The sequence below is a fragment of the Vibrio chanodichtyis genome, from assembly GCF_028863985.1.
GTDB classification, from domain to species: domain Bacteria; phylum Pseudomonadota; class Gammaproteobacteria; order Enterobacterales; family Vibrionaceae; genus Vibrio; species Vibrio chanodichtyis.
This window is the reverse complement of record NZ_JARBFT010000004.1, coordinates 168727-190114: the sequence shown is the minus strand read 5'-3', so window position 1 is coordinate 190114 and position 21388 is coordinate 168727. Positions and strand designations below refer to the sequence as shown.

At 47.4% G+C, this 21388-nt stretch carries 24 protein-coding genes and 2 pseudogenes; 3 read left to right on the top strand and 23 right to left on the bottom strand.

Going from position 1 to position 21388, the window contains the following annotated elements; all coding sequences use genetic code 11:
- Positions 1-21 precede the first annotated feature (21 nt).
- Positions 22-354, bottom strand: coding sequence for a Grx4 family monothiol glutaredoxin (locus tag PUN32_RS06190; protein ID WP_274722260.1), 333 nt, complete (start codon positions 352-354; stop codon positions 22-24).
- Positions 355-637: 283 nt separating this feature from the next.
- Here PUN32_RS06190 and sodB point away from each other — a divergent pair, with 283 nt between their 5' ends.
- From sodB to PUN32_RS06175, 3 genes are all read left to right on the top strand, one after another.
- The gene (sodB, locus tag PUN32_RS06185; RefSeq protein WP_274722259.1) at positions 638-1222 is read left to right on the top strand and encodes a superoxide dismutase [Fe]; all 585 of its coding nucleotides are present in this window, start codon (positions 638-640) and stop codon (positions 1220-1222) included.
- 113 nt (positions 1223-1335) lie between these two features.
- Complete coding sequence (locus PUN32_RS06180; RefSeq protein WP_274722258.1) at positions 1336-1839, top strand: VC2046/SO_2500 family protein; 504 nt, start codon at positions 1336-1338, stop codon at positions 1837-1839.
- Between the two features lie 212 nt (positions 1840-2051).
- Positions 2052-2723, top strand: coding sequence for an SDR family oxidoreductase (locus PUN32_RS06175; protein ID WP_274722257.1), 672 nt, complete (start codon positions 2052-2054; stop codon positions 2721-2723).
- 21 nt (positions 2724-2744) lie between these two features.
- Here PUN32_RS06175 and PUN32_RS06170 read toward each other — a convergent pair whose 3' ends face one another.
- From PUN32_RS06170 to flhF, 22 genes and pseudogenes are all read right to left on the bottom strand, one after another.
- Positions 2745-3491 carry an MlaA family lipoprotein gene (locus PUN32_RS06170; RefSeq protein ID WP_274722256.1) on the bottom strand — a complete coding sequence of 249 codons (747 nt, stop codon included), beginning with the start codon at positions 3489-3491 and terminating at the stop codon, positions 2745-2747.
- 68 nt (positions 3492-3559) lie between these two features.
- Positions 3560-4777 carry a c-type cytochrome biogenesis protein CcmI gene (gene ccmI, locus PUN32_RS06165; protein WP_274722255.1) on the bottom strand — a complete coding sequence of 406 codons (1218 nt, stop codon included), beginning with the start codon at positions 4775-4777 and terminating at the stop codon, positions 3560-3562.
- A gap of 2 nt (positions 4778-4779) precedes the next feature.
- The gene (locus PUN32_RS06160; protein ID WP_274722331.1) at positions 4780-5223 is read right to left on the bottom strand and encodes a cytochrome c-type biogenesis protein; all 444 of its coding nucleotides are present in this window, start codon (positions 5221-5223) and stop codon (positions 4780-4782) included.
- 29 nt (positions 5224-5252) lie between these two features.
- Positions 5253-5807, bottom strand: a complete 555-nt coding sequence (locus tag PUN32_RS06155) for a DsbE family thiol:disulfide interchange protein (RefSeq protein ID WP_274722254.1) — start codon at positions 5805-5807, stop codon at positions 5253-5255.
- Positions 5808-7763: a heme lyase CcmF/NrfE family subunit gene (locus PUN32_RS06150; protein ID WP_274722253.1), complete on the bottom strand. Its 1956-nt coding sequence runs from the start codon at positions 7761-7763 to the stop codon at positions 5808-5810.
- The gene (gene ccmE, locus PUN32_RS06145; RefSeq protein ID WP_274722252.1) at positions 7760-8239 is read right to left on the bottom strand and encodes a cytochrome c maturation protein CcmE; all 480 of its coding nucleotides are present in this window, start codon (positions 8237-8239) and stop codon (positions 7760-7762) included. The genes PUN32_RS06150 and ccmE overlap by 4 nt, the downstream gene beginning before the upstream one ends.
- The gene (ccmD, locus tag PUN32_RS06140) at positions 8236-8442 is read right to left on the bottom strand and encodes a heme exporter protein CcmD (RefSeq protein ID WP_166013323.1); all 207 of its coding nucleotides are present in this window, start codon (positions 8440-8442) and stop codon (positions 8236-8238) included. The genes ccmE and ccmD overlap by 4 nt, the downstream gene beginning before the upstream one ends.
- The gene (locus tag PUN32_RS06135) at positions 8442-9194 is read right to left on the bottom strand and encodes a heme ABC transporter permease (RefSeq protein WP_274722251.1); all 753 of its coding nucleotides are present in this window, start codon (positions 9192-9194) and stop codon (positions 8442-8444) included. The genes ccmD and PUN32_RS06135 overlap by 1 nt, the downstream gene beginning before the upstream one ends.
- Before the next feature lie 93 nt (positions 9195-9287).
- On the bottom strand, positions 9288-9956 hold the full coding sequence (gene ccmB / locus PUN32_RS06130; RefSeq protein ID WP_274722250.1) for a heme exporter protein CcmB: 669 nt from the start codon (positions 9954-9956) through the stop codon (positions 9288-9290).
- A complete protein-coding gene (ccmA, locus tag PUN32_RS06125) occupies positions 9953-10579 on the bottom strand; it encodes a cytochrome c biogenesis heme-transporting ATPase CcmA (protein WP_274722249.1) in 627 nt (208 codons plus the stop codon). Before ccmA ends, ccmB begins: the two co-directional genes overlap by 4 nt.
- 259 nt (positions 10580-10838) lie before the next feature.
- Positions 10839-11318 carry a DUF2802 domain-containing protein gene (locus PUN32_RS06120; RefSeq protein ID WP_274722248.1) on the bottom strand — a complete coding sequence of 160 codons (480 nt, stop codon included), beginning with the start codon at positions 11316-11318 and terminating at the stop codon, positions 10839-10841.
- Positions 11318-11812 carry a chemotaxis protein CheW gene (locus PUN32_RS06115; RefSeq protein WP_166013328.1) on the bottom strand — a complete coding sequence of 165 codons (495 nt, stop codon included), beginning with the start codon at positions 11810-11812 and terminating at the stop codon, positions 11318-11320. Before PUN32_RS06115 ends, PUN32_RS06120 begins: the two co-directional genes overlap by 1 nt.
- A 54-nt stretch (positions 11813-11866) precedes the next feature.
- A complete protein-coding gene (locus PUN32_RS06110; RefSeq protein WP_274722247.1) occupies positions 11867-12853 on the bottom strand; it encodes a chemotaxis protein CheW in 987 nt (328 codons plus the stop codon).
- Positions 12846-13622 (bottom strand): ParA family protein, encoded by a 777-nt coding sequence (locus PUN32_RS06105; protein WP_274722246.1) that lies wholly within the window; start codon positions 13620-13622, stop codon positions 12846-12848. Before PUN32_RS06105 ends, PUN32_RS06110 begins: the two co-directional genes overlap by 8 nt.
- A gap of 9 nt (positions 13623-13631) precedes the next feature.
- Positions 13632-14756 carry a protein-glutamate methylesterase/protein-glutamine glutaminase gene (locus PUN32_RS06100; RefSeq protein WP_274722245.1) on the bottom strand — a complete coding sequence of 375 codons (1125 nt, stop codon included), beginning with the start codon at positions 14754-14756 and terminating at the stop codon, positions 13632-13634.
- A 26-nt stretch (positions 14757-14782) separates the two neighbouring features.
- Positions 14783-16045 (bottom strand): annotated as a pseudogene (locus PUN32_RS14170) (chemotaxis protein CheA); the annotation flags it as partial.
- A gap of 83 nt (positions 16046-16128) precedes the next feature.
- A pseudogene (locus PUN32_RS14165) lies at positions 16129-17074 on the bottom strand (Hpt domain-containing protein); the annotation flags it as partial.
- 8 nt (positions 17075-17082) lie between these two features.
- Positions 17083-17802, bottom strand: a complete 720-nt coding sequence (locus PUN32_RS06090) for a protein phosphatase CheZ (RefSeq protein WP_166013333.1) — start codon at positions 17800-17802, stop codon at positions 17083-17085.
- Between the two features lie 55 nt (positions 17803-17857).
- Positions 17858-18226, bottom strand: a complete 369-nt coding sequence (gene cheY, locus PUN32_RS06085) for a chemotaxis response regulator CheY (protein WP_166014972.1) — start codon at positions 18224-18226, stop codon at positions 17858-17860.
- A 45-nt stretch (positions 18227-18271) separates the two neighbouring features.
- A complete protein-coding gene (locus PUN32_RS06080; RefSeq protein WP_166013334.1) occupies positions 18272-19006 on the bottom strand; it encodes an RNA polymerase sigma factor FliA in 735 nt (244 codons plus the stop codon).
- A complete protein-coding gene (locus PUN32_RS06075) occupies positions 18999-19889 on the bottom strand; it encodes a MinD/ParA family protein (protein ID WP_166013335.1) in 891 nt (296 codons plus the stop codon). The genes PUN32_RS06080 and PUN32_RS06075 overlap by 8 nt, the downstream gene beginning before the upstream one ends.
- A 13-nt stretch (positions 19890-19902) precedes the next feature.
- The gene (gene flhF / locus PUN32_RS06070; RefSeq protein WP_274722243.1) at positions 19903-21378 is read right to left on the bottom strand and encodes a flagellar biosynthesis protein FlhF; all 1476 of its coding nucleotides are present in this window, start codon (positions 21376-21378) and stop codon (positions 19903-19905) included.
- Positions 21379-21388 lie beyond the last annotated feature (10 nt).

Genomic DNA, 21388 nt, shown 5'->3' with positions numbered 1-21388 from the left:
AAACTGTAATTTTATACAGTATTATTCTTGATTAGCGGCACGGGCTGCCGCCTCTTTAACCAGTGTTTGCAGTTCACCCTTCTGGAACATTTCCAGCACGATGTCACAACCACCGATCAACTCGCCTTCAATCCACAATTGTGGAAAAGTAGGCCACTGCGCATAGACTGGCAATTCCGCACGAATATCCGGATTTTGCAGAATATCTACATAAGCAAATTTTTCACCACACGCCATCAGTGCTTGTGCCGCTTGTGAAGAAAAACCACAGCTTGGCAATTTAGGTGAGCCTTTCATATAAAGCAGAATCGAATTTTCGGCGATTTGCTGTTTGATTTTATCAATAGTTTCCATCGCTTCCTCATTAATGGATGTCATCAAATATGGCCGTATTCTAAAGCAATAATGGAGAATAAAAACCCTATTATTAACACGGTTAAGCGCTAAACTTAGTTTACTGGGCAAGGTTATGCTTGGGATTGATTGACCTTAATGATCTTTTTCTGCACTCGGGGTTTTAATAAAGTAAAAACTTGCTAAACTAATTGGCAAGTCAGTCATAGTGACGAATAAAATAATACACTGGAAGCAATGACATAAAGAGAAGTCTCTCTTTACACTCAATGGAGAATCCGCAATGGCATTTGAATTACCCGCTCTTCCTTATGCGAAAGACGCACTAGAGCCACACATCTCAGCAGAAACACTGGATTTCCACCACGGTAAGCACCACAACACTTATGTGGTAAAACTGAATGGCTTGATCCTTGGCACTCAATTTGAAAATAAATCATTAGAAGAGATCATCAAGACCTCGACCGGTGGTGTTTTCAATAATGCCGCTCAGATTTGGAACCACACTTTCTACTGGCACTGTCTGTCACCAAACGGCGGTGGTGAGCCAACTGGCGCGGTTGCTGAAGCCATCAATGCAGCGTTCGGATCTTTTGCTGAGTTCAAAGCAAAATTCACTGATTCTGCGATCAACAATTTTGGTTCGTCTTGGACTTGGCTGGTGAAAAAAGCTGATGGTACATTAGCGATCAGCAACACTTCTAATGCAGCGACACCGCTGACGGAAGAAGGGGTGACACCGCTACTGACCGTTGATCTGTGGGAACATGCGTACTATATCGACTACCGTAACGTGCGCCCTGAGTACATGAACGGCTTCTGGGCATTGGTTAACTGGGATTTTGTTGCTCAAAACCTCGCCAAATAAGCATCATCCGCTTAATAAAACGCCATAAGCCTGCAATTTTGCAGGCTTTTTTATCTCTCTCGCTCAAGTTTTTCGTTCAAGTGCCGTTAAATGAACATCAACGGGAGAGTGTCATGCAAGTCCACACATTAGACAAAGCTGCGATCATCAGTGAATTGCATTTCGGCCAAGGTATTAGCCAAGCCGTTACGCAAGGACGTCGTGCTGACTTCTCTCTACTGATGGCGCTATTTTCGAATGATGTTCGCGATAACACCCCGGTAGATAAGATCGATCAGACTCCCACCACTGAGCAGCTACTACGGCAACGTTTTGAACTTGCGCCTCCTCAACCGCTGGCGAATGATCACAGTTCGTATCAAATTTCAGCCAACCAAGCAGCACAGTTCCATCAAGGGGGCATGGCAAGTGCTAAGCTAAGCCATTACTTGACTCCAGAAGCGTTAACCTATCGCCCACAAGATACCCAAGGCTTGCCGGAAGAGGTGTATTTGAATCTCTCTGGGCACGAACGACGCCATCTGGCGGATAAAACCCCGATTTCACTCTTAGCTAAAGATTTTTATCAGCGTCTTGCGACCGCCTACCGTCAAGATCAATTACGAGTTGCTCTCTGATCCGCGCAGATATGAAATTATCCGCACTGCAAACACCCACATTCTGCAATCATTTTTGTGAATGAATGCAAACTATTGAGTTTCAATTTGAATTATCTAAGCTCACTCGAGCTCATTCACATTGCATTCACATTTTATCAACTATTATAACCACACTCATTTACAGAAATCCTCGCTAACAAAGCGCACAAAAATACGGAAAGGTGGCACACATGGATATAAAAAGTGCAGTAATCTTAATAACTTCTGCCAGTTCAGTGCTAGGTAGCACCTTAGCTATCCATTTTGTGCGGCTTGGAGCACGGGTGATGTTATGCGATCTCAATCTGTCTGGTTTAGTCAAAACTTATCAGCGTTGCTGTGCAATCTCAGATCAAGTTGCTTATTTTCATCTGTGCGATTTTTCACCAGAAAGCATTGAGCATCTACTTGATATTACCGAGCAGAAATTCGATCGTGTGCCAGATGTATTGATTAATAATTTACCCTCCGCCCCCCTGCCCTCTTTGGTCGATGAGAAACCGGCCGCTCAATTTATTCAGCAATTAGCGACCATTGCTTCTTCATTGTTTAATTTTAGCCATACCTGCTCACTCAGAATGCGTCAGCACGATACGAAAGGGGTGATCGTCAATGTGGTGTGCTATAACGCACCACAAGATCGGTTGGGAATTGAAAGTGCTAATTCGATGGTGTCCGGATTTACTCAATGCTGGGCTAAAGAGCTGACTCCGTTCAATATTCGGGTGGCAGGCGTTGTGCCCCAAGTCCCCAGCGCGAATGATGAACGGGTACACTGGTCGGAAATGCGCGAAGAATTGATCCGCAATACTGAATATATCGTTGCTAATGAGTATTTTAGTGGTCGAGTGATGTCCGCTTAGCCACAGCTAAGCGGTCAATGATTATAATCCTTCGCTCAAATACTCATCCAAATATTCTTCTTGTTCCGCATCATAATCATCCACTTGAATTTCCGCCTCAGCATTACGACGTTGGATGAAAGCATCGCGAGTTAAGCTATAAGGATCTGGCGAGTTGTGCAGTAAAGGCTCTTGCGCCACCAACGCCGCTCGTGTCTCCATGCCTTCCAATGTCCATTTACCAATTCCAGCCCAGGTATTGAGGTAAACCAGTGGAAAATAAAGCCCATCGACCAGATCACCGACTTGACGTAGCGTATAAGGCCCATAACCTGGGAACATAAAGTAAGGGCCATTGCCAACCCCATAGTGACCAACGACATCGCTGAACTCTTTGCCATTGCTTTTTCTGATCCCAGCTTCAGAAGCAATATCAATAATGCCCAGTAAACCCAAACTGGTATTAATCCAAAATCGGTTAAAGTGATCGGCGGCTTTTGAACCATTACCCATCAACAGGTTATTGACGACACTCGCTGGCTCATCCAAGTTAGAGAGAAAGTTGCCAACTCCGGTACGTACTGGTTTAGGCACATAGCCAACATAAAACAGCGATACCGGACGTACAATGTACGGATCGAGGTAATCGTAGTTAATCGTCCACATTTGTCGGTTAAAACCTTCTAAAGGGTCATTCACCTGAGGGGATGACGGCTCCTCATCTGGCGCACTACTACACCCAACCAATAATGAGGTTACCAAAACAATCCAAGATAAACGGCTAAGCATATGTTATTCCATGTACTAAGACCGATGTGGTCATCGGTCTTATTGATACTATTATTCAGCAGGTAATGTTATGGATACTGCTTATCAAGTATAACCTCAACCGGCTGTCCAGGCTGGGTTATTTGGCTTTCAGCATACCAGTCACCCGTTTTGGTGGTCACATTACCATCACGGTCAAGGCGGGCATGTACCACAAAAGATTCGAGGCTGGATAATTTTGCCCCTTCAAGCATACTGTTATTATCATCCAAGACTACGGTTCTTGGGAATTCGCCAAGTGGATAACGTGCCGCAGCCACCGGAATTGGCGAACCTGGAGCATGGATCGATACCATCAGTACCGCAGTCGGTTCAACCTGAGTCTGGGCACCCAGCTTAATCGTGACTTTCACCGATTGACCCTCGGCCGCCAAGTCTTGTCCCATCCGTTGTCGTGCACTGTCAATACTGCGCGTCAGCATCTCATAACGTGCATCGTCGGGCTCGATCACTTGTTGCATGAAGCTCCAATATTTTATCGCGGTTGCAAAATCACTATTTTCAAAAGCATCGAACGCCAATAAAGAGTAGACGCGCAAATCCGGATAGCCATGTTGAGCCAGCTTCAGCAATATCGATTTAGCCGCTTGCTGATCCACTGCGTCATTAGATAACATCAGCGCTTGCGCATAACCAAATTGCACTTCTGGATTATCACTATCCAGTGCGAAGGCTTTTTTCATTGCGCCAATAGCGCTGTTCAAGTCACGATTAGCCAAGCCTATGCGCCCTAACAACAGCCACCCCGTCACATCATCGGCTTGAGAATGCAAGCGAGTGCGTAACGCCAAAGTCAGATCATTCATCTCTTGGTCGCTGAGCTCAACTTGAGGAACCATTAACTTTTTCGATAACTGTGGCAGTTGTGCCGTAACCTGTTGCCAAGCTTGTACTTGCTGATAATGACCAAACTGTGCGTATAAAGCAGAGCTTAATCCGATCACCACCAAAACTGCAGGCACAATCACTCGCCAAACTGCCACTCGGTTTTCTGGCTGGTGCTTTTGCTGTAGCGGGATATCATCTAACAGGGTTTGCTTTAAATCGGCAATCAGCTCTTGCTGATCTAAAACAATCCCTTCTGCCGTTTCTTGTTCAAGCTCTTGCAAGCGGTCTTTATAAAAAGCTTTATTGAGTTGATCACGCAACAGTTGATCATTATTCACACCGGGTTGCATCAACGGGATGACGATAAACGCCACCGCAATCGCGATCAACAATAGGGTCGAAATCCAAAACAGCCACATGATTATTTCTCTCCCTTATGCTTTTCAGTGAGCAGATCCTGTAAACGTGCTTCTTGCTCTGCACTCCAGTCGCTGGCATTGAGTGAATCCTGCTTTTTACGACGACTACGCAGCACAATCACCGCAAAACCGATCACTAAGACAGCAATCGGTCCTAACCAAAGGATCGCCGTGCCGATGGTCAGCGGCGGATTGTAGGTCACAAAATTCCCGTAACGGGCGATCATGTAATCGACGATTTCTGCTTTCGATTTACCCTCTTTAGTCATCTCATAGACTTTTTGCCGCAGATCTTGCGCCAGCTCCGCATTCGAATCGGCAATCGTGTTGTTTTGACATTTAGGGCAACGCAGAGTAGCACCTAAATCCTGAAACTGTTTTTCTTGCTCAGGGGTATCAAAATCATACACTTCGATGGTCGCTAGAGCAGAAAGCGATACCAGCATGGCGACACAAGCCGCAACCCACCACTGCTTCATTGTTTCGCCTCCGCCAGTAACTGAGCATAAAGAGGAGCTAAGGTGGTTTGCCAATTACGCGCATTGACATCACCAACATGGCGATAACGGATCACCCCCTGAGCATCAATCAGGAAAGTCTCTGGTGCGCCATACACCCCCAGATCCAACCCCAGCATACCATTGCCATCAAACAAGCTGATCAGATAAGGATTGCCTAATTGATTCAGCCATTGGGTCGCTTTATCGCGTTGATCTTTATAGTTAAGACCAATGATTTTCACCCCCTGCTCAGCAAGCTGGTTGAGGTATTGATGCTCGGCATAGCAAGTCGGGCACCAGGTCGCCCATACGTTTAACAGTAGCGGCTCACCGGTAAAGATCGATTGATCATATAACTTGCCCGGTGCAGCTAAATCTTCAAGCCGAAATTCCGGCACACTTTTTCCAACCAGCACCGATTCCAACTTGGTCGGATCATCGCCGTCGGAATTTCTGACTAACTGAGTTGCAAACACTCCAGCCAGTAATAAAAATGCGATGAGTGGGATAAATAAAATTTTCTTATTCACTTAAACCTCCGGCGATAGGTGCTTTCTAAAACGGTAGCGTTTGTCACTAATTGCCAATATTCCAGCCAGCGCCATCAGCAAACCGCCCGCCCAAACCCAGCGAACGTACGGTTTATAATAAATCCGTACCGCCCAAGAACGGTTGTCATCTAAACGCTCACCTAGCGCAATATAGAGATCACGCGTGATACCGCGGTCGATCGCCGCTTCGGTCATCATTGATTTAGCGGTACGGTAGAAACGTTTTTCCGCATGTAAGGTATTGATGTATTGGCCTTGGCGAGTGATTTCAAACTCCGCAATATAGCCGTCGTAGTTCGGGCCATCGTTATCGCGCACCGCTTGGAAATAAAAGTCATACTGGTTAAGCACGAAATTCTCGCCTGGCGCTAAACGTACATCACGCTCAATACTGTAATTTTGTACCATCGCAATACCGATAATCGAGACGGCCAATCCAGCATGTCCGAGCAGCATCGCCCAGTGGCTACGCGGCAACTTACTGATCCCTCGGATAAAACTATGCCGGTGGGTAGCTCGTGTATACAGTTCATAACCATGCAGCAGTAAAATCCACCACGCCATCACCCAGCCAAGATAGGCCATCAAGCTAAAAGAGGTAGCATTGAGCCACATCATCAGCCCCGACAGCGTCAATGCGGCAGATGCACTGATCAGCATAGGTTTGACTAAGCTTGAGAATTGATCTCGCTTCCAGCGGATCAGCGGACCAATACCCATAAAAAACGCAAATGGGATCATTAACCAAGCAAATAGCATGTTAAAGAAAGGGGCACCAATCGAGACCGAACCAAGGCCAAGCTGTTTATGCACCAAAGGCAGTAGAGTGCCAATCAATACCACGGCTAACCCGGTCATTAACAATATGTTATTCACCAGTAGGCCATTTTCACGCGACACAAGGTCGAAGTTACCCCGCACTCGCACCGCAGCACCCTTGATCGCGAATAACAGTAATGAACCACCAATCACGGCGATCAAAAAGCCAAGAATAAACATACCGCGCGCCGGATCGGAGGCAAACGCATGAACCGAGACCAAAATACCCGAGCGCACTAAAAAAGTGCCGAGCAAGCTCAATGAGAAAGCAGATATCGCCAGTAATACCGTCCACGCCTTAAATATGCCACGTTTTTCCGTCACCGCGAGCGAATGCATTAACGCAGTACCGGCCAACCAAGGCATAAATGATGCGTTTTCAACCGGATCCCAGAACCACCAGCCGCCCCAACCGAGTTCGTAGTAAGCCCACCAAGAACCCAATACGATGCCTAGTGTTAAAAACAGCCATGCGGCAATTGTCCAAGGCCGCGACCAACGTGCCCAAGTGGTATCAAGCCGACCGGTCATCAGCGAGGCAATCGCAAATGAAAAAGCGACCGAAAAACCGACGTAGCCCATGTACAGCATCGGAGGGTGAATGATTAAACCAGGATCTTGCAATAATGGGTTTAAATCACGCCCATCAATGGGAAAATAAGGCAAAGTGCGTAAGAAAGGATTGGAGGTAACAATGATAAACAGCAAAAATCCAACCGTGATCATCCCCATCACCGCCAGCACTCGGGCTACCGACTCTTGTGGCATACCACGGCTAAAACTGGCTACCGCCACCGTCCAGCCCGCTTGGATTAACACCCAAAGCAATAGCGAACCTTCATGGGCCCCCCATACTGCGGTTAACCGGTAGTACCAAGGCAATTCACTATTGGAATTACTGGCCACATACTGCACAGTAAAATCATTGCTGTAGAATGCCCATAGCAAAATTACAAAAGAAACCAATAACATGCAGAACATACCCCAGGACAAAGGGCGTGCAGTGTTAATCAGTATTGTGTTATTGCGTGAGGCACCGAGTAGCGGCAATCCACTCAGTAAAACCGCTAATGCTAATGCCAGGATAAGTGCAAAATGGCCAATTTCCGCAATCATTGAGCGCTTCCTTGTTGTTGTTCCGTGTACTGTAACGGTGCATGAGTTTTTTGCATCGCTTCTGCAACTTCTGGTGGCATGTAGTTCTCATCATGCTTGGCCAGCACTTCGAACGCCTCAATCCGCGTCGGCTCAACTAAGATCCCTTGTGCAACAATGCCCTGACCTTCGCGGAATAAATCCGGCAAAATGCCATCATAGGTCACAGTGATACTTGGCCCTACATCGTGTAGATCAAAACTCACTTGTAACGAACTTGCATCGCGCTTGACAGAACCTTCAACCACCATGCCGCCAATACGCAACCGTTGACCAATTTCGGGTTTTTTCCCTTCTTTGCCATACACTAGCTCGGTTGGGGTATAGAACAGATCCATATTCTGGTTCAGCGCATAGATAATTAATCCCACGGTGGTACTTAAACCAAACAAGATGGCTAACACCACAGCGAGCCGCTTTTTACGTCTTGGGTTCATAGTGTGTTCTCACTCTGTTTTGCGGCATCGATACGCGCTTGCCGCTCAAGTTTATTGCGCACCTCAGCCAGTAGCTGCTGCTTGCGTCTAACGCTGGCCACCCACAACACCGCCATTGAGAGATAGGTCAAACCAAATGCGCTCCAGACATAGCTGGCATACCCGCCCATCGCTAAAAAATCGCTGAAAGATTGAAAATGCATTACTGCTTGCCTCGTAGAGATTGATTGGCCAACTCACTAACCCAAGGTCGGTGACTTTCCCGACTCACAATTTCATTGCGCAGACGGATCATGGTTAACGCCGCAAAAAACAGACCAAAACCGAAGATACAAGCCAGCAATGGCCATAACATCTGCGGTGCAATCGAAGGTTTCGCCAATTTAGTGATGGTGGCTCCTTGATGTAAGGTATTCCACCACTCAACCGAGAAATGGATAATCGGTAAGTTAATCACTCCGACGATCGCCAAGATACCGGCGGCTTTGGCCGCGGTCTTTTGATCATCAAATGCATGATAAAGCGCAATCACACCTAAATAGAGGAACAACAATACCAGTTCCGAGGTTAAGCGAGCATCCCACACCCACCAAGCACCCCACATCGGTTTGCCCCAAATTGCCCCGGTGATCAGGGCAATAAAGGTATATAGCGCACCGATCGGCGCCATCGCTAAAGCGGCCATATCCGCCAAGCGGATCTGCCAAACAATGCCGATAAAGGCAGCAATGGCCATCGACATATATACCCCCATCGACCAGATTGCGGCTGGTACATGGATATAGATGATCCGAAAACTGTCACCTTGCTGATAATCGGCGGGCGCATAAGCTAAGCCAAGCACTGTCCCTAGCGCGAGCAACACAAATCCTAGGCTGGCAAACCAAGGCAGCAACTTACCACACAGTTGATAAGCGACGTCTGGTTTGGCATAGGGATGAAGCCATTTCCACATGTTGATCTCACTTTAATTTTTGATTGAAATATCGTTGATATATAAATAAATTTTGAATTTAAATCTCACGCAGGCTGCGTAAGTTCGAGCACATTACTGCACACTCACGCGCAGTGCCGCACTGATCGCTAACGGAGTCAATGTCATCGACCCGACCAGCATCGCGCCTAAAATGGCCAGTTGCCCGTTATATGCCATACCGAGGTTGGCCGCATCGATGGCTGACGTCGCAAAGATCAGCACGGGAATAAATAGTGGCAGCACCAGCAGACTCAATAGCACACCACCTTTGGGCAGGCCTACGGTTAACGCCACGCCAATCGCGCCAATAAAACTTAAGGTTGGAGTCCCGAGTAACAGCGTTAACACTACGGCTAACCAAGTTGTGCTATCAAACGCGAGTAAAATTGCCAGTAATGGACTGAGCAAAATCAGCGGTAATCCGGTCAATAACCAGTGTGCCACCACCTTAGCCAGTACCACCATCGCGAGCGGTAGCGGCGTCAGCATGGCCTGCTCTAAAGCGCCATCTTGAAAATCATCACGAAACAGCCGCTCTAACGAAAGTAAGGCGGCTAATAATGCCGCCACCCAGACGATACCAGGTGCAATGCGCGCCAATAACGCAGGCTCAGGGCCAACACTTAACGGAAACAGCGTGATCACTATGATAAAAAACCACAGCGGATTAAACACATCGGCTTGACGGCGCAAGGCAATCAGCAATTCACGACGGATAAACTGAGTAAAAGCCGCCATCATAACCGTTCACCACCAAGGCGAATTTTGCGCAGTTTAGGATTGTCGGCAAACATATCCTGATGGGTGGTTAGGATCACAATCCCTCCTTGCTCAGCATGAGCTAAAAATAGCGCTTCGAGAACTTTAACGCCCTGTTTATCAATCGCGGTCAATGGCTCATCGAGAATCCACAATGTTTTTTGGCTTAACCACAATCTCGCCAGTGCCACTCGACGCTGTTGGCCTGCGGAAAGTTGTGCCACTGGCACATCTTCTAGCCCCGCCATACCCACTTTAGCCAATGCTTCAAAAATAGCTGATTGCTCACAACTTTGCTGATGTACCGCTAAGTAAAAACGCAAATTTTCTAATGCAGTAAGTTCACGCTTGATGCCCGTTTGATGGCCTAGAAACAACAAATCTTGATGGTAGCTTTCACGATCGGCTTGGATCCGGCGCTGCTGCCAGAGAATATCACCAGACTCGCACTCCGCTAGGCCAGCAATAATGCGCAATAATGTGGTTTTACCGGTGCCATTACGCCCTTCAATTTGGACTAATTCACCCGCCCCAATCTCAAAACTGAGTGCTTCAAATAAAGTCCGCTCATCACGGATCGCGGTAAGATTTTTAACTTGTAACATGCTTATCCACACACAGATTAGGGGGCGGTTATATTACCACAGCAAGAGGCAGACTAAAGCCGCTAAGCGGCTTGTCCATCACGAAACTAGGTAAGAAACTATTAAAACTTCGCAGATCTTGTCGGCAAATAACCCTTTATGGTTAGCTGGCTAATCATTTATCGGTATGCTTTTATTTCATACTACGCAGCAATAAAAAAAGGAAGCTTGCGCTTCCTTCAACCATCGACACTTGTTGCAATCACTCACCAAACGGCACTTAAGATCTCACCTTATGGGTACGACCTTCCGGATGACTCGCTAAAGGCGGGATCGTCTCTTTACCCGTCAACTTATTTTGCAGCGACATCATCAGCTCAGCTTCGGCTTTGGGCAGTTCACACTCTTGGATCAGTTCATTGAGATCGGCGCCCAATTGCACCATTTTACTGGCTCGGGTATACAGACGCGCGTCTGCGTCGGTATTTTCTTGCTCCAGTAACCGGTCATTTAAATGGCGGATCACATCTTGTTGCTCACTGACTTTTTGGCCTAAACCGACCATAGCCGAACGAACTTCCAGTAACTGTCGGTTGGACTTTTGCAACTCTTTATCCAGCTGACGGATCTGCTGACGAAAAGATTCGCTTTGCCGACGCAAAGCAAACTTGAAGCGCCATCCAATCAAAATGATGCCAAGCAAGATCGCTACCACACCTCCTGCCAAGACAGAAGGTGTTAACCACGTTAAGTCAGCCATTATAGGTGAGCCATGTCGTCCCATTCTTCATCGCTGAGAAACTTATTCAGATCGACCAAGATCAACAACTTACCATCACGGTTGCTCACCCCTTGAATGAATTTAGAGCTTTCATCAGTGCCAACACTTGGGGTTGAATCAATTTCAGATGAACGCAAGTAAACCACTTCGGCCACGCTATCAACCAAAATACCAATCACTTGGCGTTCAGACTCAATCACAATGATCCGCGTGTTGTCGGTGATTTCACCTTGCATCAAACCAAAGCGTGAACGGGTATCAATCACGGTCACAACATTGCCACGTAAGTTGATAATACCTAATACATAATCAGGCGCTCCTGGTACTGGCGCAATTTCTGTATAGCGCAACACTTCACGAACCTGCATTACGTTAATGCCGTAGGTTTCTTCTTCCAATTGGAACGTTACCCATTGAAGTACTTCATCGTTCGACTTGTCTTTTCTGAGTTTCACTTCATTCGCCTGAGACATACTTTTCCCTCTCTAAGTCGTTGCCGACTCTCAATATATTAGTTTTCCAGTACATTAGTTTTCCAGTGCTTTGACATCGAGCCCAGCATTGAGCATCGCGATCAATGCTTGCACATGGATTAAAGCGCACATTTTTTGTTTAACCATACCCGCTAGCCAAGGTCGTTTACCTACCTGTTCACGCCAGCGTACTTTGTCACTACTGAGTAATTCTGTGCCCAGCAGCTGAGTGCTGGCCAATCCCCACGCACTCTCACCTAACATCACAATATACTGATAAGCTTGTTTGTAACTATCATCATGCAGCTTCTCAGCCATAACCCACTTCGCAGTATCCACCACATCAAGTTGGGCATCACGATTGGTTTGCAACCCCAAATACCAAGCGGGGCGACCAATTAAGTGATTCAGGCTTGCCATACGATGAATTCCGCCTAATTCCTCTAGTGGTACCGCAAACGTGACACCATTCACATCAAAATAGAGCACTTGAAAATCACTGGTACGGATGGTGTTGTTCCAGGTTCCGAGTTGAGCCGAGCCCGCTTGAGTTTCTGGTTCTACGGCGGCCACGCTCACCGGCTCAGCCACCACTTCCACTTCTTCCACCAAAGGGATCGTTGGTTCTACTTCACTCTCCGCCAGCGCTAAAGTTTCAGTAAGCGTGATCTCTGGATCACTATTTTCAATCTCCCACTCTTGGAGCTCTTCCTGCACTGTGGCTGATTCGAGCTTAGGCTCCACTCGCACAATTTTGGCGGTATTCTCAGCAAAAATCGGCTCAAGATCCAAGTCTGCGATAGGGTTACTCGTTTCCAACTGGCTTAGCAAGCGCTGTACATCATCTAAGTTGGGCAGTTCGAGTTCTTCCAACTCGGCATCCAAGTAGCGAGGATTGAACACAGGCTGGACGACAGGAGCCGGTACCAAATCAGCAGGTGGTACAATTTGAGTTAACTCACTATCGGCTGTCTCTTCATCCAATAATGCGCTGAAGTAATCATTCAGCGCTTGTTCGCTTGAGATCAAGGCATTACTCATCGATAGCGAGCCTCTCTAAAAACAGCAGTAGCTGCTTATAGGCGAATACACCGCGACTGCTTTCGGCAAAATGAGAAGCCGGCAGACGTTGTAAACTGGCATCGCGAAACTTAGTATCAATCGGTACGGCAGAGGTCCAGACTTGAGCTGGATAATCCTTTTTCAACTGATTTAATGTGTGTAGCGACGCTCGAGTCCGCTTATCGTACATGGTGGGAACGATAGTGACTTTAAATTCACGGCTACGCGATTTTTGCATAATCGCCAGCGTACGCACCATGCGCTCTAAGCCTTTCATGGCCAGAAATTCGGTCTGCACTGGGATCAAAATCCGATCACTGGCGGCCAATGCATTGACCATCATCACACCAAGGATCGGTGGACAATCGATCAGCACATAATCGTACGCATGGCGCAGCGCCAACAAAGCACGCTTTAGGATCAACCCCATACCACTACGATTGCCCATCACCCGATCGAGAGTGGCCAATGACATATGCGCCGGGATAAGGTCAATCCCTTGAATATCGGTCTTTAAGATTAAAGGCCGCACCGTCGCCTCATTGTATTCCGCTAACTGAAACAGGTCGAATAAGCTCGCAGGAACCCCATCTGAGTCATAGCCCAAATAGGTGGTCAGCGAAGCGTGCGGGTCAGTATCCACCAGCAAAACACGCTTACCCTGCTGGCTTAACAAGCCTGCCAGAGTAATCGTAGTGGTGGTTTTTCCAACCCCACCTTTTTGGTTTGCGACACTCCAAACGATCATGGCGATTCCTTATGCGAGCCCGACTTCTACCAACATGCGCTCTGCGATTCTATCCAATGGCAGATCTTCAGATGAGATGCCAGCCTTAGCCACCGCTTGTGGCATACCATACACCACACAGCTCTCTTCATCTTGAGCCCAAATCGTTGCGCCAGCCTCTTTCAGCATCCGCGCACCTTCACGGCCATCTGCGCCCATGCCAGTCAACACCATAGATAATACTTTGTCGGCAAAGATTTTAGCGGCAGAGCCAAAGGTGACATCCACACAAGGTTTGTAATTCATGCGGTCACCACCGTCAATAATGCGCAGCCGCGCACTACCTAAACGTCCATCCAACATCATTTGCTTGCCACCAGGAGCCAAATAAGCAACACCAGGGCGCAGAATATCACCGTCTTCAGCTTCTTTGACTTCAATCTTACACAGCGAGTTAAGACGGCTAGCAAACGCTGCGGTAAACGTGGCTGGCATATGTTGGATCAGCACAATCGGGTGGGGATAATTGGCCGGTAATTTGGTCAAAATTTTCTGTAATGCCACCGGGCCACCGGTTGAGGTGCCAATCGCGGTGAGCTGATATTTTTTACCGGAAGCTTTAAAACGTGTGGTCGAGGCAGCGGGTACACTACGGCTGTTTAGTGGCGTGCTCGATACCGTGCGATCTTGTGCTAACGGAGTACTCAGCGAACTAGATGACGCTGGCCGAGTGATCGTCGGACGACGTAAAAAGATTTTTTTCGAGGCGATCGAGAGCACGCGCTGTTGAAGTAGCGTGACCGCTTCATCACGGTTGCGTGCAATATCTTCAAATTTTTTGGGTAAAAAATCTAACGCTCCGGCATCTAACGCATCTAATGTTGCTTTAGCGCCATCATGGGTCAGAGAAGAGAACATCAAAATCGGTACAGGATTGCTGGCCATAATTTCACGGACCGCAGAAATACCATCCATCACCGGCATTTCAATATCCATCGTGATCACATCAGGCTTGAGTCGAGCGGCCTTTTCGACCGCTTCTTTGCCATTTACAGCAACATCAATGACTTCTAAACGCGATTCAGCGTTGATGATTTCACTCACCCGTCGACGGAAAAAGCTCGAATCATCAACCACTAATACTTTAATCGCCATGTTTATCCTTATCGTTATACTGCTAATCAGATCCGAGAAGCCGCCGCATACTGCTTAAGCAGATCCGGCACATCCAAAATCAACGCGATATGGCCATCACTGGTGATGGTGGCTCCAGACATACCAGGAGTCCCCTGTAACAGCTTATCAAGCGGTTTGATCACCACTTCTTCTTGACCGATTAAGGTATCAACCACTAAACCAATCCGCTGGCTACCAATTTGGACAATCACCACATGGCCATGACCTTGGCGCAGTTGTGCTTTACCTTGTTTCGGTGCAAGCCAGTTTTGCAAATAGAATAGCGGAATTGATTTTTCGCGCACAATGATGGTCAGTTGACCATCAACAACGTTGGTCCGGCGCAGATCTAAATGGAAAATTTCATTAACACTCGCCAGAGGCAAGGCAAATGGATGGCCAGCGACACCAACCATCAAGGTCGGCAAGATGGCGAGTGTCAATGGCACTTTGATGGTAATTTTGGTGCCTTTACCAATGCTAGAATCAATATCGATCGAGCCATTCAGGGTATTGATCGCGGTTTTCACCACGTCCATGCCAACCCCACGGCCTGAAATATCGGAGATTTTTTCCTTGCTTGAGAAGCCCGGCATAAAGATCAGATTGAAGCACTCTTTATCGGTTAAACGCGCGGCTGCATCTTCATCCATCACGCTTCGTTTTACCGCGATAGCACGCAGTTTATCCGGATCCATCCCCGCGCCATCATCCACGATAGCCAATTCGATATGATCGCCTTCCTGAGAAGCAGAAAGGATCACTTTACCAGTACGTGCTTTGCCATTTTTGGCACGCTCATCGGGCATTTCAATACCGTGATCGACCGAGTTACGCACCAAGTGAATGAGCGGATCAGCCAGAGCTTCAACCAGATTTTTATCTAAATCGGTATCTTCGCCACGCAGCTCAAGATCAATTTCTTTATTTAGGCTACGAGCTAAATCACGTACCACGCGGGGGAAACGTCCAAACACTTTTTTGATTGGCTGCATGCGGGTTTTCATTACCGCACCTTGCAAATCAGCCGTCACAACATCAAGGTTGGCCACCGCTTTTGACATCTCTTCATCATTGCTGTTCAGGCCAAGACTCAGCAGACGGTTACGCACCAATACTAACTCACCCACCATATTCATAATGGTATCGAGGGTTGAGGTATCAACCCGAACGGTCGATTCAGCTTGGGCTTTTTTCGCCCCGCCGGTTGCGGCAACTTCACGAGACTCATCCGCCTCTTTTAGCGCAGCAACGGGTGCTTTTGCGGCAGGTTTTTGCACGGTCATCGGTTTAGCCACTGGAGCCGCGACAACTGGACTAGGTTTATCTGTAGCTTGACTAACCAAGGTTTGAGCTGTCGATGAGTGGGCAGATTCCGCCACAGAACGCGTTGCCATATCGAGCTCTTCGACTGACGGTCCTTTACCGGAACCATGCAGCTCATCGAGCAGTCGCTCAAACTCATCATCAGTCATTAAATCATCGCCACCCATGCTGATCTTCGCTGCCGCAGCAGGTTTTTCAGTATGGGTAGAGACGCTGGCCGGTGATGAAGCCAAAGATTCAATCGATGGTCCTTTACCCACGCCATGCAACTGATCCAGTAATTTTTCGAACTCGTCATCGGTGATATCGCCACCGATATCAGCATGAGGGACTGATGGAGTCGGCACCGCAGCGTTATTTTGCTCCGTTCCCGGTGCTTTACCTTTACCGTGTAGCTCATCCAACAGCTTTTCAAACTCATCATCGGTAATATCGTCGATCGAGCCCTGATGAACCACGCTGTCATTATTCGACACTGGTGCCTCAATGATCGCTTCAGTCTCGACAACGACCTCAGCAACAGCCTCGACTACCGGCTCTGCCGCGAGTTCCACCTCATGTGATTCGGTTTCATCATCGCTTGCTGGTTTGCTTAAACGGTGCAGTTCATCCAGCAACGCTGGATCCGCGCTTTGCAGCGATTCGCCATCTTGTACCGCACGGAACTGCTCATTGACGGTATCCAATGCTTTGAGCATGGTATCCATCAAACTTGGAGAAACGTGTCGCTGACCATTACGCAGGATGTCAAACACGTTTTCAGCACCGTGGCAGGTCTCCACCAGCTCGGATAATGCTAAGAAACCAGCCCCACCTTTTACGGTATGAAAACCACGGAATATGGCATTCAATAGATCGCGATCTTCAGGATTATTTTCCAGTTCAACCAGTTGCTCGGAAAGCAACTCCAAAATTTCGCCGGCTTCCACCAGAAAGTCCTGCAGAATGTCTTCGTCTAATTCGTAGCTCATAGGTACCCCTAAAATCCAAGACTCGATAACAAATCGTCAACTTCGTCTTGCGATGAGACAGCATCAATTCTTTCATGAGGATTCATGATTGGTCCCTCGACGGCGGTTGATGCTATGGTCGGCTTATCGGCTGGCTCTTCTTGTTGTGTGGCGCCAAATACCATTAAGATCTCAATCAAACGGCTTTCAACTTCATTGACTAAGTTGATCACGCGCTTGATGATCTGTCCGGTTAAATCCTGAAAATCTTGCGCCAGCAAAATTTCCGTCAATTCTCCACGTAACTGGCTACTGTCACCTTCAACTTGTGACAACATGTCATCAATTCGATGGCACAGTGATTTAAAACTGACCAGTTCAATTTGTCCCTTCATCAAACGATTCCATTCCGGGCGGATCTGCAACAAACTTTCATGTAACTGGTCAGCAATCGGCATACACCGATCTACCGCATCCATCGTTTTATTGGCTGCCACTTCCGTTTTCTGCATCACGTAGTGCAATCTTTCCCGCGCGTCCGGAATTTCATCGGTCGCGATTTGATTGAAGCGTTCATCAATATGAAAATTTTTCAACGATTCATGTAAATCCCGTGTCAACATCCCTATCTCGTTGAACATAGGATTGCTCGCAGACTCATAAACATAGGTCAGCAAGCGATTCGCTTCGTCTTGCTGGCCCTGTTCTAAAAGTTGCACGAGTTGTTTAGCCTGTTCTAATGCAATCATCCTGAATCAGCCTTGTACGCCTGTCGGTAGAGCGTTGTTTGCTACTGTAAACGCCTTATAAACGCTCAAAAATTTTCTCTAGCTTCTCTTTCAGCGTGGCTGCGGTGAATGGTTTTACAATGTAACCATTGACACCAGCTTGAGCGGCTTCAATGATTTGCTCACGTTTCGCTTCTGCGGTGATCATCAGTACAGGCAGGTGCTTTAATTGTTCGTCAGCACGAATGTTTCTAAGTAGATCAATGCCTTGCATTCCTGGCATGTTCCAGTCAGTCACGACAAAGTCAAAGTCACCTTTCTTGAGCATTGGCAATGCAGTTAAGCCATCATCCGCTTCCTGCGTATTGTTGAATCCTAGATCTCGAAGTAGGTTTTTAACGATTCGGCGCATTGTTGAAAAGTCATCAACAATAAGGATCTTCATGTTTTTATTCAAAATTGCCTCCACTGAGTTTGAAATCAGTGATATTTAATCATTCCGAGTCCAAGAACTTAACTTGGTTCTTAGTCGCTGTATTGCTTGGCTGAGTATTTGGCTAACGCGAGATTCACTAACCCCAAGTACCTCACCAATTTCTTTTAAATTTAGTTCTTCATCATAATAGAGCGAAAGCACTAACGCTTCACGCTCTGGTAGTGATTTTATTGATTCAACCAGTGCTTTGCGGAAAGATTGTTCAGCAACGCCCTGAAATGGAGAATTTTCATCTCCCTCTTCAAACGGTGAAATGGCATCATCCGAAATGCCGAGATCTTCTATCCCAACAATCCGTGAACAATTAATGTCCATCAGTGCGCTGTGATACTGCTCTAGCGACATCTCTAAAAATTTGGCCACTTCGGCATCGGTTGGATCACGATTAAGCTCTCCTTCGAGCACCGCTATCGCTTGACTGATTTCCCGATTGTTTTTATGTACCGATCGCGGAACCCAGTCACCACGTCGGATATCGTCGAGCATCGCCCCACGGATCCGAATTCCAGCATAGGTTTCAAAACTGGCACCTTTGCTTCCATCATAATTCTTTTGTGCCTCAAGTAAGCCAACCATTCCTGCTTGTATCAGGTCTTCAATCAGCACACTCGGAGGTAAACGACCAATTAAATGATGGGCGATACGCTTAACCAATACCGAATACTTCTCAATAAATAGCTGCTGACTATTTAGATTTCCGTATTGATCGTATGTAAGCGCTTTATTCACCAAAAGGCTCCCCTACAATAATGTCAGGCCGATTAAGTAAGCGTTCTACGAAAAACTCTAAGTGTCCACTTGGGGTACGAGGTATCGGCCAAGTTAACGCTTTGCTTGCCAATGAGCTTATCGCCAGCGCCGCAGGCGAACGAGGATACGCATCCACTACGATCTTTTGCCGTTTAACCGCTTGCCGCACATTGTCGTCGAGAGGGATGCAGGCGACAAGTTCTAAGCTCACATTTAAAAACCGTTCTGTGACTAAGGTTAACTTAGCGAACAATTCTCGGCCTTCTCGATAGCTTCTCACCATGTTGGCGACGATTTTAAACCGTTGTACTTGATGCTCTTTACTGAGCAGTTTGATCAGTGCATAAGCATCGGTGATGGATGTCGGTTCATCACACACCACCACCACTACATCTTGTGCGGCACGTGAAAAGCTCACCACCATATCCGAAATGCCAGCCGCAGTATCAATCAGCAGGATATCCATCTCATCTTCTAGCGAACCAAAAGCACGGATTAATCCAACATGCTGCGCATGAGACAATTCGGTCATCGATTGAGTACCCGATGTCGCAGGGATGATGCGAATACCATGCGGACCATCAACGATCGCATCTTTAAGTTCACATTCACCGGCAAGAACATGGCCTAAGTTACGTTTAGGTCGGATCCCGAGCATGACGTCAATATTGGCTAAGCCTAAGTCGGCGTCGAGCACCATCACTTTTTTGCCTTGTTTGGCCATGCAAATAGCCATGCCTAGGGTGACATTCGATTTTCCTACACCACCTTTACCACCGGTGACGGCAATCACTTTCGTCACCGAGGGTTGTGTTAAACGGCGTAGGCCGCTTGCTTGGTCATATATCATTTTATTTGTCATACCTGTCCGCCACCTAGAATCTCTCTGCATCACTGGTCCAGTAATGAGGTTCATCTTCAGTCGACTTCTCTAGCAATTCGTTTGCCTTTACGACCATGTATTTGGGTTGTGCGATTACAATATCTTCGGGCACTCGTTGTCCATTTGCGATATATGCAACGGGCAACGCATTTTGTACAACGACACTGACAAATTCCCCTAAACTGAGGCACTCATCGAGTTTGGTCATAATGCACCCAGAAAGCGGTATCCTTCTGAAATGCTCTATGGTTTCTTGCAGCACTTTACGCTGTGCTGTCGCAGGTAATACAAGGTAGCTATGAATAATTTCTCCGCTTTCTTGCATTAAGGTATCAAGCTGCTCGGATAAGCGAACATCACGCTGCCCCATCCCTGCAGTATCGACCAAAATTAAGTGTCGATTACGTAGTTGATAAATAATATCGGCTAACTCGTTGGAATCTTTAGCAACTCTTACCGGACAACCCATAATTCGGCCATAAATCGACAATTGTTCATGAGCACCGATCCGATAGGTATCGGTGGTGACCAATGCGACATTGTCTGAGCCAAATTCCATCGCAGCGCGTGCCGCTAATTTGGCGACGGTGGTGGTTTTCCCCACCCCAGTCGGCCCAAGCAGAGCCACCACACCACCGCGTTTGAGAATGTCATGTTTAACAACTGGAATTTGATCCGAGACCAAACCCAGTAACGCCTTCCACGCTTTCGGCGGCGGGGTATCTTCTGGAATATAACACGCTAGTTGATCCGCCATTTCCAACGAGACTCCCATCCGCTCTAAGCGCTTGATTAACATCGCGCGTAGCGGTTCACGGCGCTCTACTTCTTGCCACATTAATCCGGAAACTTGATGCTCAAGCAGGCGACGGATCGAGTTCATCTCTTCACGCATCGACTCTAGTTCACTGGCGGCTACGCTCGGCTCCGGAGCGGTATTGCGATCATAACGTGTCGGATCGAGACGTGGCTTATGGCGAGTACTAGTATCATCTTGCAATAATTGACTGAGCGCAGACTCTGGACGTTGGCGATCGGTTAAACGTCTTGCCTGCGGTGCACGATTGTCTGACTGACGTTTGAGCAAAGCTGAAAGTGAATCTTCATTTTCGGCACGGTGCGCTGGCTCATCGCTGGCACCTTGGCTGTATTGCTTAAGCATATTGGCAAAACGACGTGTCATCGAACGACCATTATCGGCGCTCGACTGTAGACTGACCCGATCATCGGCTAATTCTCGATTTTTGGTCGCCGCGATCGAGGGTGAAACTTGGTTATACGCAGGTCGAGGCTGCGAGCTGTAAAGTTGAGCAGGCGCAGGCGCGGTATCACCATCAACGGCCGCCACAATTTCGACGCCACCTGCGACTTTTTTATTGGACATGATCACCGCATCCACACCCAGCTCTTCTTTGATCTGCAGCAGCGCGGTTTTCATATCTTTGGCAAAAAATCGTTTTATTTTCAAAGCAGATTTC

Excerpts from the sequence above, each read along its gene's own strand:
- PUN32_RS06150 (WP_274722253.1), bottom strand. The coding sequence starts at position 7,763 with ATGATTGCGGAAATTGGCCATTTTGCACTTATCCTGGCATTAGCATTA.
- PUN32_RS06190 (WP_274722260.1), bottom strand. The coding sequence starts at position 354 with ATGGAAACTATTGATAAAATCAAACAGCAAATCGCCGAAAATTCGATT.
- PUN32_RS06175 (WP_274722257.1), top strand. The coding sequence starts at position 2,052 with ATGGATATAAAAAGTGCAGTAATCTTAATAACTTCTGCCAGTTCAGTG.
- ccmD (WP_166013323.1), bottom strand. The coding sequence starts at position 8,442 with ATGCATTTTCAATCTTTCAGCGATTTTTTAGCGATGGGCGGGTATGCC.
- PUN32_RS06120 (WP_274722248.1), bottom strand. The coding sequence starts at position 11,318 with ATGGCTGACTTAACGTGGTTAACACCTTCTGTCTTGGCAGGAGGTGTG.
- ccmB (WP_274722250.1), bottom strand. The coding sequence starts at position 9,956 with ATGATGGCGGCTTTTACTCAGTTTATCCGTCGTGAATTGCTGATTGCC.
- PUN32_RS06170 (WP_274722256.1), bottom strand. The coding sequence starts at position 3,491 with ATGCTTAGCCGTTTATCTTGGATTGTTTTGGTAACCTCATTATTGGTT.
- PUN32_RS06075 (WP_166013335.1), bottom strand. The coding sequence starts at position 19,889 with ATGACAAATAAAATGATATATGACCAAGCAAGCGGCCTACGCCGTTTA.
- PUN32_RS06135 (WP_274722251.1), bottom strand. The coding sequence starts at position 9,194 with ATGTGGAAATGGCTTCATCCCTATGCCAAACCAGACGTCGCTTATCAA.
- ccmA (WP_274722249.1), bottom strand. The coding sequence starts at position 10,579 with ATGTTACAAGTTAAAAATCTTACCGCGATCCGTGATGAGCGGACTTTA.
- ccmI (WP_274722255.1), bottom strand. The coding sequence starts at position 4,777 with ATGTGGCTGTTTTGGATTTCGACCCTATTGTTGATCGCGATTGCGGTG.
- PUN32_RS06115 (WP_166013328.1), bottom strand. The coding sequence starts at position 11,812 with ATGTCTCAGGCGAATGAAGTGAAACTCAGAAAAGACAAGTCGAACGAT.
- PUN32_RS06090 (WP_166013333.1), bottom strand. The coding sequence starts at position 17,802 with ATGATTGCATTAGAACAGGCTAAACAACTCGTGCAACTTTTAGAACAG.
- PUN32_RS06180 (WP_274722258.1), top strand. The coding sequence starts at position 1,336 with ATGCAAGTCCACACATTAGACAAAGCTGCGATCATCAGTGAATTGCAT.
- PUN32_RS06105 (WP_274722246.1), bottom strand. The coding sequence starts at position 13,622 with ATGATCGTTTGGAGTGTCGCAAACCAAAAAGGTGGGGTTGGAAAAACC.
- cheY (WP_166014972.1), bottom strand. The coding sequence starts at position 18,226 with ATGAAGATCCTTATTGTTGATGACTTTTCAACAATGCGCCGAATCGTT.
- PUN32_RS06100 (WP_274722245.1), bottom strand. The coding sequence starts at position 14,756 with ATGGCGATTAAAGTATTAGTGGTTGATGATTCGAGCTTTTTCCGTCGA.
- PUN32_RS06160 (WP_274722331.1), bottom strand. The coding sequence starts at position 5,223 with ATGCTGGTATCGCTTTCTGCTCTAGCGACCATCGAAGTGTATGATTTT.
- ccmE (WP_274722252.1), bottom strand. The coding sequence starts at position 8,239 with ATGAACCCAAGACGTAAAAAGCGGCTCGCTGTGGTGTTAGCCATCTTG.
- PUN32_RS06110 (WP_274722247.1), bottom strand. The coding sequence starts at position 12,853 with ATGAGTAATGCCTTGATCTCAAGCGAACAAGCGCTGAATGATTACTTC.
- sodB (WP_274722259.1), top strand. The coding sequence starts at position 638 with ATGGCATTTGAATTACCCGCTCTTCCTTATGCGAAAGACGCACTAGAG.